Origin of the sequence: Sorangium sp. So ce385, assembly GCF_051474135.1 — a bacterium.
GTDB classification, from domain to species: Bacteria; Myxococcota_A; Polyangia; order Polyangiales; family Polyangiaceae; genus Sorangium; species Sorangium cellulosum_D.
In genome coordinates this window covers 2751013-2761616 of the sequence record NZ_CP150337.1, presented here as the reverse complement: position 1 = coordinate 2761616, position 10604 = coordinate 2751013, and the positions used below count along the sequence as shown (strand labels likewise).

11 protein-coding genes are annotated in these 10604 nt (G+C 71.6%); 5 read left to right on the top strand and 6 right to left on the bottom strand.

The genetic code is table 11. From position 1 onward, the window contains the following. Positions 1 to 11 precede the first annotated feature (11 nt). Positions 12 to 1118 carry a VWA domain-containing protein gene (locus tag WME83_RS10315; RefSeq protein WP_437319104.1) on the top strand — a complete coding sequence of 369 codons (1107 nt, stop codon included), beginning with the start codon at positions 12 to 14 and terminating at the stop codon, positions 1116 to 1118. Between the two features lie 211 nt (positions 1119 to 1329). Here WME83_RS10315 and WME83_RS10310 read toward each other — a convergent pair whose 3' ends face one another. The 3 genes from WME83_RS10310 to WME83_RS10300 form a co-directional block, all read right to left on the bottom strand. Further along, positions 1330 to 2184, bottom strand: coding sequence for a hypothetical protein (locus WME83_RS10310; RefSeq protein ID WP_437319103.1), 855 nt, complete (start codon positions 2182 to 2184; stop codon positions 1330 to 1332). Between the two features lie 199 nt (positions 2185 to 2383). Then, positions 2384 to 3238, bottom strand: a complete 855-nt coding sequence (locus tag WME83_RS10305; protein WP_437319102.1) for a DMT family transporter — start codon at positions 3236 to 3238, stop codon at positions 2384 to 2386. A gap of 140 nt (positions 3239 to 3378) precedes the next feature. After that, positions 3379 to 4506 carry a hypothetical protein gene (locus WME83_RS10300; RefSeq protein WP_437319101.1) on the bottom strand — a complete coding sequence of 376 codons (1128 nt, stop codon included), beginning with the start codon at positions 4504 to 4506 and terminating at the stop codon, positions 3379 to 3381. A gap of 101 nt (positions 4507 to 4607) precedes the next feature. Between WME83_RS10300 and WME83_RS10295 the strand changes: the two genes are divergently transcribed. The 3 genes from WME83_RS10295 to WME83_RS10285 all read left to right on the top strand — a co-directional run bounded on the left by WME83_RS10295 (position 4608) and on the right by WME83_RS10285 (position 8418). Continuing rightward, positions 4608 to 5855, top strand: coding sequence for a putative DNA modification/repair radical SAM protein (locus WME83_RS10295; protein ID WP_437319100.1), 1248 nt, complete (start codon positions 4608 to 4610; stop codon positions 5853 to 5855). Further along, positions 5852 to 7315 (top strand): UdgX family uracil-DNA binding protein, encoded by a 1464-nt coding sequence (locus WME83_RS10290; protein ID WP_437319099.1) that lies wholly within the window; start codon positions 5852 to 5854, stop codon positions 7313 to 7315. The genes WME83_RS10295 and WME83_RS10290 overlap by 4 nt, the downstream gene beginning before the upstream one ends. 185 nt (positions 7316 to 7500) lie before the next feature. After that, complete coding sequence (locus WME83_RS10285; protein WP_437319098.1) at positions 7501 to 8418, top strand: hypothetical protein; 918 nt, start codon at positions 7501 to 7503, stop codon at positions 8416 to 8418. Positions 8419 to 8434: 16 nt separating this feature from the next. On the opposite strand, the gene WME83_RS10280 is transcribed toward WME83_RS10285, so the two are convergent. Both WME83_RS10280 and WME83_RS10275 read right to left on the bottom strand, forming a co-directional pair. Beyond that, positions 8435 to 8569 carry a hypothetical protein gene (locus tag WME83_RS10280; protein ID WP_437319097.1) on the bottom strand — a complete coding sequence of 45 codons (135 nt, stop codon included), beginning with the start codon at positions 8567 to 8569 and terminating at the stop codon, positions 8435 to 8437. Then, positions 8566 to 8883, bottom strand: a complete 318-nt coding sequence (locus WME83_RS10275; protein ID WP_437321982.1) for a GNAT family N-acetyltransferase — start codon at positions 8881 to 8883, stop codon at positions 8566 to 8568. Before WME83_RS10275 ends, WME83_RS10280 begins: the two co-directional genes overlap by 4 nt. A gap of 370 nt (positions 8884 to 9253) precedes the next feature. Between WME83_RS10275 and WME83_RS10270 the strand changes: the two genes are divergently transcribed. Next, positions 9254 to 9520 (top strand): CVNH domain-containing protein, encoded by a 267-nt coding sequence (locus WME83_RS10270; RefSeq protein WP_437319096.1) that lies wholly within the window; start codon positions 9254 to 9256, stop codon positions 9518 to 9520. Between the two features lie 45 nt (positions 9521 to 9565). Here WME83_RS10270 and WME83_RS10265 read toward each other — a convergent pair whose 3' ends face one another. Then, positions 9566 to 10531, bottom strand: coding sequence for a serine/threonine-protein kinase (locus WME83_RS10265; protein WP_437319095.1), 966 nt, complete (start codon positions 10529 to 10531; stop codon positions 9566 to 9568). Between the last annotated feature and the right edge of the window lie 73 nt (positions 10532 to 10604).

Below are 10604 nucleotides of genomic sequence, written 5' to 3'. Positions count from 1 at the left end.
TAATCGCGCGCGTGAAAATCCTCCTTTGTTCTCCAGCGTTCCGGATCCTGCTCGCCGCCCTGTTCGCGCTCTCGAGCGTGGCCTGCGGCGGCGGGCTGCGGGTCACCCGGATCAACTCCGCCCAGAAGAAGCCGAACAACGTCTGGGTGTTCTTCAGCGTCGACGCCGGCGATGACGAGCCGGTGGGCGGCCTCACGGCCAGCGACTTCGAGATCTACGAGGACGGCGACCTCGTCTCGACGTTCGAGAGCAAGCAGACCATCCAGAACCCCGAGGTCGCGGCGGTCATGTACACGATGCTGCTCGTCGACATGAGCGGCAGCATCACCGAGTCCGGCCAGGCCGACGCCCTCGTCGACGCCGCGCAGTCGTTCAGCGATCGGGTCGGCAAGAGCCAGAAGGTCGGCGTCTACGCGTTCGACGGCGAGGCAAAGATCCACTCCGTCGTCCCGTTCACCGAGGCGCAGGGCTCGGTCCAGGGCGGGCTTGAGGGGCTCCGGACCTACAAGCCCAAGGACACGTCGACGAACCTCCACGGCGGCGTGGTCGAGGGCATCCGGGAGCTCAAGAAGCAGCTCGACAAGGACCGGCGGCCGCTCAAGTTCGGCACGCTCGTCGTCTTCTCCGACGGCACGGATCGCGCGAACCGCGTGAGCCGCGAGGACATGCTCAAGGAGCTCGACAAGGAAGACTACGAGACCTACCAGATCTTCGTCGTCGGCGTCGGCGCCGAGATCGAGAAGGCGCGGCTCGACGAGATCGGGCGCGACGGGACCGAGCTCGCGGCGGACCAGGCCAAGGTCAAGGAGTCGTTCGACAAGATCGCGGCGAAGATCGAGGCGCACATGAAGCGCTTCTACCTGCTCTCGTACTGCACGCCGGCGCGCGCGGGGGAGCACGAGGTCGAGATCAAGGCGATCCGGAAGGATCCGTCGGCCTCGGGGTCGGTCGCGTGGAAGTTCAACGCCGACGGCTTCGGCCCGCCGCCGGAGTGCGACCCGAACACGCCGCCGTCGTTCGATCTGAAGGCGACCACGCCCGTGGACGATGGAAACGGGGGCGCGGGCGCGAAGGCGAGCTTCAAGGCGAACGCCAACGTGAAGGTCGAGGCGAAGTGACGGGCGTCGCGGCCGCCCTCCACGGCCGCGGCGCGGCGCCCGCGGCGGCCTGCGCCGTCCGGCGGGCCTGATCCTCGAGCGAGGCGCGCGCCTCCCTCTTCTCCGCCACGCGCCCCACCTCCGGGGCGAGGTCGCGCGGAGCCCCCTTCACGCACAGCGCGAACGCGACCCCGGAAGGCGGGCGCTGGCACGATGGGCTCACCGAGCGCCGCTAGCGCGGCACCTCGGGGATGAGCTCGGCGCCGAGGCGGAAGATCAAGAAGTCCTTGGTGACGTTGCCGGCGCTGGCGCTGGGCCACAGGAACGGGCTGCCGGTGCTGCGGTCCGGCTCCCACTCGTACCACATCCACCGAGCCTCCTCGTCGATGCCGCAGACGATGGGAAACTCGTTGCCGGGCTCCGGGATCTCGCGGGCGGTGTCGTTCGGCTCTCCGAACACGACGTGGCCGTGCGCGGACGCCTCGGTCGTCACCCAGCCGGCGCTGCTCGTCTGCGGGTCGAGGTCGCCGCGGTTGCAGTTCGCGAGTTGCTGGTTGATGGTCTCCAGCGTCGGCCCGTGCGAGCCGAGGTCGTAGTCCTCGCCCGTCGCGCAGACCTCCCACCCGCCGTTGCCGGTGAAGACGGGCTCTGCCCCCTCGCGAAAGAACTGGCCGATCACGCCCTGTGTCGTGAGCTTGTCGGCGTACGTGATGATGTAGAGGTAGTGCCCGGCGTTCGCGGACTCCGCCGGCACGGTGTACGACTCGGGCCCGTGGCCGATGGGACAGGAGAAGATCTCGTCGGCGAGGTTGTTCTCGATGCCTCCGAAATAGCTCAGGAGCTCGTCGCCGGTCCCGTAGCCGAAGCCATACGCGTTGTCGGCCGTGATGATCACGCTCACCGCGCTCGAGAGCCCGTTCCCCCCGCCGCCGCCGGCGATCTCCCCGGGACCGCCCTCGTCGTCGCCGCCGGCGCCCCCGTGACCGGCGCCGGCGCCGGAGTCGCCGGGATCGGTGCCGGCGTCCGAACACCCGGATGCAGGAAGCGCGATCGCAAAGGTCAAAGCTGAAAGAAGGCGTAGGTTCATCGCATCAGGATCGGCGAAGCCGCGCCCCTCGTGAAGGCTCGTCGGATTACCATTTCGCGCCATCCCGGCGTCGCGCAGGATTCTGGCGCCGCCCTGTCGTCGCCGGCGCGCAGGAGAACGTCGTCACCTCGCGCTCGAGGCGCGCCTGCGCCGTCCGGCCGGCCTCATTTCATCGAGATCCTCGCCCTCCGGCCGGGGATCACGCCGGTGAGCTCGGCAGCGGCGCCCGCGGGGGCGCGGCGCGGGCCACCTGCAGGGTCCTCCACACGGTCGCGCCGAGGATGATGGCGCCGCCCACGGTCGACCAAAACCCGGGGCGCTCCCCGACGAAGAGGAGCGCCCAGATGGGGTTGAGCACCGGCTCCACCAGCGCCAGCAGCGAGGCCTCGACCGCCGGCGTGTGGCGCACGCCGCGGCTGAACAGGGCGTACGACAGGCCGATCTGGACCGCGCCCAGGAACATCAGCAGCCCGAGGTCGACCAGCCCCGGGCGGGCGGCGCCGACCAGCGCCATCGGGAGCGCGCAGAGGCACGCGAGGAGGTTGCCCGAGACGAGCACCGCGGCGTGGTCGTCCGGGAACGCACGGAAGCTCATAAGGCACAACCCGCACGCGAGCCCGGAGAGGAGCGCCAGGGCATTGCCGAGCAGCTGTCCCGCCGAGAGCTGGTCCACGAAGAAGAGCCCGAGGCCCAGGAGGAACACGGGGACGGCGAGCTTCTCGTTGCGAGAGGGTCGCTCCCCGAGCAGCCGGGGGCTGAGCAGGAGGACGTACACGGGCGAGGTCGACTGCAGGAAGATCGCGTTCGCCGCCGTCGTCAGCTTGGTGGCCAGCACGAACAGCACCATCGTGACGGCGTAGAGCGCCGCGGCGCCGAGCGCGTGCCGCGACGGCCAGCGGCGCGCCCCCGGCATGACCAGGCCCAAGGTCAGCGCCGCGATGAGCGCGCGGCCCGAGATGATCTGCCACCCGTCGAGGGAGATCAGCTTGATGGCGGCCCCTCCGGTGGACCAGAGGACCGCGGCGGCGAGGATCATCAGTCGAGAACGGACCATGAGAACGAGGGCGCCGAGCCTACCCGAACCATCGGCCGGATGCTCAGGCCGGCGGCGTCGCGAGCGCCGCCCGCGCCACCGGCCGCGCGCTGCGGCAGAGGGCCTCCGCGGGGGGCGCCCGGCAGCAAGCCGGGAGCAGCTCAGGGCACGATCTCGCGGACGCTGCCCTTCTTGTAGAGGAGCCCGTCGGCCTGCACGCCGTCGCTCCGGAAATACACGGTGATGTTGGGCTTTCCCGTCTCCGAGCCCGGGCGGGTCGGCTCCCGGGTGAGCCTCATCGCGGGATCGATGCCTTGCTGGCAGGGCTCGCCCCCCGCGCCGAAGTCGGTCCCCTGGTCGACGTGCTCGAGGATCTTCACCCAGGTGCCGCCGTTCGCGCCGTCGGTCTCATCGATCCAGAGCTCCTGCTTCACATCGCCGTTCGGGAGGTCATAGACGAGCTGCTTGTACCCGATCCAGACCTGCTCCGGCATGCCGCCCTCCCAGTACGTCCTGCTGCGGATGGCCGTCGAGGCGGGGTGATTCGTCTCCTTCTCGACATCGATCTTGCCGTCGTAGCGCATGCGCGCGGCGATCCCGCGCGTGTCGCACTTGTCGACGTCCTCGTCGCCGATCGTGCCGTGGTTGGTGCGCGCCATGGCGACGAGCCCTCCATAAGGTGTCCCGTCGTCGTCGGCGCGCAGGAAATACATCGTCACCTCGACGTCCCGCCACTGGTCTTCGAGGGCGGGGTCGTGCACGTACATCCGTGGAACCCTGCCGCTGATCTTGAGGATGCCCTGACCGTCGGTGTCATACGAGGCGTCGCCGTGGTCGGCGTCGAACCAGGCGTCGGCCGGGTCGACGCCTGTAAACGTGCGCGCGGCCCCGTTGTCCCAGGTCGAGAACCACGCCTTGCCGGAGGGCAGCGTGGGCCGCAGCATCGCGATCCCGAACCTGTCGAGCTGGCCCGCCTCCCCTCCCCCCGCGCCGGCCGAGCTGGACGCCCCGGCGTCGAGCGACCCGGACGAGGCTCCGGAGGCGCCGCCGCCGCCGGGACCGCCGCCGAGGTCGCCGCCGCCGGGACCGACGCTGCTAGCGCCGAGGCTGCCTGTTCCCGGCGAGCTGCCCGCCGCGGGGGCGGTATCGTCGGCGCAGCTGGCGCTGCTCAGGCCGGCGACGGCCGACGTGACCGACAGGGTGATCGAGATCGGGAACGAGGCGCGCACCCCTCCGGCGTAACACAGGCTCAGCAAGGCGGGCGAGCTCAGACGAGCAGGCCCATCCATTCGCCACCGCTCATCACGCCTCATCCGGCGACGAGGCGGTCCGCGGCGCTGCCCTGCGGGCCTTGCCAAGGCGCACAGAACACCCAAGGTTGATTCGGTTCATGGAGCTCAAGCGCAAGCTCGCGATCCTCGCGGACGCCGCCAAATACGATGCCTCGTGCGCCAGCAGCGGCTCCAGCCGCCCCGCCCTGCCGCAGGGGATCGGTAGCACGGAGGGCATGGGCATCTGCCACAGCTACACGCCGGACGGCCGCTGCGTGTCGCTGCTCAAGATCCTGCTGACGAACGTCTGCATCTACGATTGCCAGTATTGCGTGAATCGCCTGTCCAGCGACGTCGAGCGCGCGAGCTTCTCGCCCAAAGAGGTGGTCGCGCTCACCCTCGATTTCTACCGGCGGAACTACATCGAAGGGCTGTTCCTGAGCTCGGGAGTCCTCAAGAGCCCCGATTATACGATGGAGCAGCTCGTGGCCGTCGCCCGGTCGCTGCGCGAGGAGCACCGGTTCGGCGGCTACATCCACCTGAAGGCGGCGCCGGGCGTCTCTCCCGAGCTCCTCGACGTGGCGGGGCGGTACGCCGATCGCCTCAGCGTCAACGTCGAGCTGCCGACGCAGCGGGACCTCGCGGCGCTCGCGCCCGAGAAGACGATGCCGGCCATCGAGGCTGCCATGGCGGAGATCCACGCGAAGATCGCCGAGGCGCGCGACGACCCGAGCCCGCGCAGGCCCGCGTTCGCGCCCGCGGGGCACAGCACGCAGATGATCGTGGGGGCGACGCCGACGAGCGACAAGGAGATCCTCGCCACCGCCTCGCGGCTGTACACGGCGCACGGGCTCCGGCGCGTCTATTACTCGGCGTTCAGCCCGATCCCGCACGCCGACGCCCGGCTCCCGGCCGAGTCCCCGCCGCTCGCGCGCGAGCACCGGCTGTACGAGGCGGACTGGCTGATCCGGTTCTACGGCTTCTCCGCGGGCGAGCTCCTGAGCGCGGCCTCGCCGAACCTGGATCTGACGATGGATCCGAAGCTCGCTTGGGCGATCGCGCACCGCGAGTTCTTCCCGGTCGACGTGAACACCGCGCCCCGGGAGGCGCTCCTCCGCGTGCCCGGGCTCGGGGTGCGGACGGTGAAGCGCGTGCTCGCGATGCGCCGCCACCGGGCCGTGCGGATGGCCGACCTCGCCCGGCTCCGCGTCCCGGTCGCCCGCGCGGCGCCGTTCCTGGTCACGGCCGACGAGCACCGCAGCGCCGCGCGGGATCTCGATCGGGCCGGGCTCGCGGCGCGGGTGCGCCCGCCGGCGCAGCTCGGGCTGTTCGAGGCGCGCGAGGTGGCGCGCTCCGGGGAGCTGTGATCCGCGCGCCGATCCCGCCGACGTTCGAGGCCTTCCGCGACGCCGCCCGCGCGCTGCTCGCCCGCCATGCGGCGCCGGAGGACGTCTTCTGGGAAGACGTGGTGGAGGGCCAGGGCGTCCTCTTCGACACGGCGCGCCCCGCGCTCCCCGCGCCGGCCGCGGGCGCTCCGTCCTCCCCGGCGCCGGGCGCGCCGTCCGCACCGGCGCCGCGCGTCCCGGCCGCGTTCATGAGCCTCGCGAGCGCCGCCGCCTGCCATCGCGATCCCGGGCGGTTCGCGCTGCTCTACCGCGCGCTGTTCCGGCTGACCCACGGCGAGCCCTACCTGCTCGACGTCGCCGCCGATCCCGATGTGGCGAGGCTGCGCGCCCTGGAGCAGGCGGTGCGGCGCGACGTCCACAAGATGCACGCGTTCGTCCGCTTCCGGCGGGTCGAGGACGCGGGCGGCGGCGAGCGCTACGTGGCATGGTACCGCCCGGATCACCGGATCGTACGCCTCGCCGCGCCGTTCTTCGGGCGGCGCTTCCCGTCGATGGCGTGGTCGATCCTGACGCCGGACGAGTCGGCGCACTGGGACGGCGCCGAGCTCCGCTATGGACCGGGGCTTCCGCGCGACGCGGCGCCGCGCGAGGACGAGCTCGAGGAGCTGTTTCGCACGTATTACCGGGCGATCTACAACCCGGCGCGGGTGAACCTCCGGGCGATGCGCGCGGAGATGCCGGCGAAGCACTGGAGCACGCTGCCCGAGACGTCGGTGATGAGCGAGCTCGTGCGGGACGCGGCGTCGCGCGTCGACGCGATGCAGGCGGGCCGCAGCGGGGCGGCGAGCGCGGCGGCGGCGTACGTGCCCGGCGCGCGCGATCTCCCGGTGCTGCGCGAGGCGGCGGCGTCCTGCCGGGCGTGCGCGCTGTGCGAGCGGGCGACGCAGACGGTGTTCGGCGAGGGTCCGGCGGGCGCGGCGCTGATGCTCGTGGGGGAGCAGCCGGGCGACGAGGAGGACCTCTGCGGGCGGCCGTTCGTCGGCCCTGCGGGTCGTGTGCTCGACGAAGCGCTCTCCGGAGCGGGCCTGTCGCGGGGCGGCATCTACGTGACCAACGCGGTGAAGCACTTCAAGTGGGAGCCGCGCGGCGAGCGCCGGTTGCACGCGAAGCCGGTGGGCCCGGAGATCCAGGCCTGTCGCGCCTGGCTTCAGGCGGAGGTCGAGGCGGTGCGGCCGCGCGTGATCGTGTGTCTCGGCGCGACGGCGGCGCGCTCGTTCCTCGGCGGGCGATTCAGCATCACGCAGAGCCGCGGGCAGGTCTTCAAGACGCCGTGGGCCGAGGCGTGGATGGCGACGTATCACCCGGCGGCGCTGCTGCGCATGCCCGACGAGGCGGCCCGGGCGGCGGCGCGGGCGCATTTCCAGGCGGATCTCGTGACGGCGGCGAGCTTGGTCGCGGGCGGAGCGCACGGGAGCGGATAAGGGCGCTGCGGGCGTCGAGAGGGATGTCGGCGGCGCGCCTGCCAGACGACTTACGGGGACGGCGTCGTTTTCGTTCGAGGATTGCACGCTTCGCCGTGCTTCGTTCTGAAGCACTGTCCCGTGGCAATACCTTCTGCAGATGACGCTGGCTGCGGCGCTCACGGTCTGCTACCGCCCGGCCTACGATGGGTCAGCCGGACCTGTTCGCGAAGCGGACGTTTGCCGAAGAGACCGAGCGGGTCACGGATGGAGCGGTGATGTGGCGAGATCCGATCGAGATCAGGCTGGAGAAGGTGCAGGCTGACGGCCTGCTCGTGATTCGCCGCCCGGGGCTCCTCGCGCATTTGCCGGCGCCGTGGCCGGCCGCGCAGGCATACGAGGAAATCGTCATGGAGCTGAAGCTCGCGGGGGACCACCTGGACATGAGCGCGGTGGAGCGGGCCCTGCTTCGCCGGCAGGCCAGGCAGGTGCAGCGCGTCGAGGAGCGATCTCCGTCCTGGCCGGGCGAAACGCCGCTCTGGCTGGCGGCTCCGCACGTTCCGGAGTGGCTGAGGCAGGCGCGCCATCCGGTGCGCTTTGCTCCTGGCTGCTACTTCGTGGAGCCGCTGGGGCGCTGCTTCGTGTGGGTGGCGGCGAACGAGCTGCCGCTGTGCGACGAGCTGGTGCCGTTCCTGGTCGCCCGCTCTGGGCAGCCGCTCGACCAGTTTGCCCGCTGGGTGGCACCGCGCCGGCCGCTTGAATGGGTGCTGTCCATGCTACAGTACCTGCCCATGTCGACGACGGCCCGTGAGGAGCTCCTGTGGCGGTTCGCCAGGACCGGCGACCCTGAGATCGACGCGCGCCAGGACCGCATCCTGGAAGTCCTGCTCTCGGCCAATCCCAAGATGAAGCAGCGTCTGGTCGACGAGGGTCGCCTCGAAGGCCGCCTCGAGGGTCGCCTCGACGAGGCGCGCGCGGCCCTGCGCCGCGTGCTCGCACACCGGCAGCTCGAGCTCACCCCGGAGGATGCGGCGCGCATTGACGCCTGCGCCGACCTCGCAACGCTGGAGCGGTGGCACGCGCAGGCGCTCACCGCGCCCAGCGCATCTCAGGCCCTGCGCTGAGCGCCGCCGCCGGCGCTCAGCACCGGAACGGCCGCGGCAGCATGAGCGGCCCTTCCGGGAAGGGCCCGCGCACCATGAGCCGCACCGCCCCCGCGCCGCCGAGGGCGTCGTCGCCATCCACGAACGCGTGCGGCTCCGCCGCCGCCGTCATGCCGAGCGCGTCCGGGCACGCGAAGAGCTCCACGCGCCGCACCCGCGCCGCTCGTCGCAGAACGCGAGCGCGGCCCGCAGGGCGGACGCGTAATATCCCCGCCTCCGGTGCGCCGGGTGGGTGCAGACCGCGTGGAGGCAGCCCACGTCCGTCGGTGTCCCGTCCAGCACCATGGCAAAGCGCATCACGCTGACCTGGCTCACGGGCCCGCCCTCCGCCGAGGCGACGAACGGCGTGGTCACGTCCTCCCAGGCGGCGCCCAGCGCGCGCGCCCGGTCGATGACCTGCGCGATGCCGGGGAACACCGCGTCCATGAGCGCCACGAGCTGCGCGCGGAGGCCCGGCTCCGACCAGGATCTGCGCGATGTCGCGATGTCTTGCCCCCTTCGACCGATCCCCGCATATCACGACCCCGACGCGGCGAGAACGGCTCGACGACCAGACAGACGAAGAGAGAATTGAGGCACAGAGGGCACAGAAATAAAGGAACAGAGGTCTGGCATTCCTCTCTCCCCTCTGCTCTTTCCCTCCCCCTTTCTCCCCCTCTCCTCTGTGCCTCTGTGGCTCAATTCTTCACGTTCGCACCTCGATCCCTCGCCGTTCCAGCAGGATTGCGCCTTCCAAGCGCCCGCCCCATGAGATCCCCGAGCATCGCTCCGAAGGCGGTGCACCAAGGGGGGAATCATGAAGAATTCGCTCGTCGCGCTGGTCCTCGGCGCGCTCTCGTTGTCTGCCGTGCTGTCCAGCAGCGATATGGCACAAGCGCAACGACGGCCGCCGGAGGGCTCCTATCTCAGGACGTGCAGGGACGTCCGGGTGAACCGAGGCACGCTGCACGCGATGTGCAAGGACCGGAGGGGGCACTACCAAAGGACGCGCATGGTCGACTTCCGGCGGTGCCGCGGAGACATCGAGAACGACAACGGCCACCTCCGCTGCGGCCGCCGCTGACCCGCGCCGCGGCCGGACAGGGCGCCCGCCGCGCGGCAGGCGCCCTCAGCGGCGGGGGAGCGGGGCCCCCGCCGGGATCCGGCCCTCCTCCACGGCCACCACGTACGGCGGCAGGCGGCCCGCCCGCACCGCGCGGACGTCGGCGCGCATCGTCGCCGCGTCGGGATAACGCTCGACCTTGTGGAACGCGAGGGCGCGATCCACGACGTCGCACACCTCGGAGGGCACGCCCGGCGCACACAGCGCGAGCGACGGCACCCGCTCCGTCGCCGCGGCGATGAGCAGGCGCGCGTCGGCCACGTCGCCGTGGATCGCGCGGCCGGAGAGCAGCCGGAACATCGTGGCGCCCAGGCCGAACACGTCGGTCCGACCGTCGATCTCGCGGACCATCCCCGTCGCCTGCTCGGGCGCCATGTACTCGCTCGTGCCGAGCGCCACCCCCGTCCTCGTGGCCGTCTTCTCCGGCAGCTCCCCCATCCCGAACGGCAACGGATCGAGCACGCGCGCGATCCCGAAATCGAGCACCTTCACCCGCCCGTCGTTCCCGACGTGCAGGTTCTCGGGCTTGATGTCCCGGTGGACCACGCCGTGCGCGTGCGCCACGACGAGCACGTCGAGGACCCGCTCCGCCAGCGCCAGCACCTGGCCCACCGGGAGCGTCCCCGTCCGGGCCATGCGGTCGAAGACCGTCTCGCCCTCGAGCACCTCCATCGCCAGGTAGGCGGCCCCGTCGTCCGCGATGCCCGACTCCAGCACGAGCGGCAGCCCCTCGCAGAGCGGGCCGACCGCGGCCAGGGCGCTGCCGATCGGGCCCTCGCGCAGGAAGCGCTTCCGCAGCTCCTCGATCTGGCTCAGCGAAGGGTGCAGGACCTTCACCGCCGCGACCTGGCCGTCCGCGCGCCGGCCGAGGAAGACGCTCGCCATCCCGCCGCCCCCGAGCACGCGCTCCACCCGCCAGGTGCCGATCCGCGTGCCGATGCGCTGCGCCGCGAGCTCCTCGTCGTCCATCATCGCGCGCGGAGGTTACCAGACCGCCGCCGGCCCGATCGGGAAACCCCGCCGGCACCGCGAAACACGCCCGATC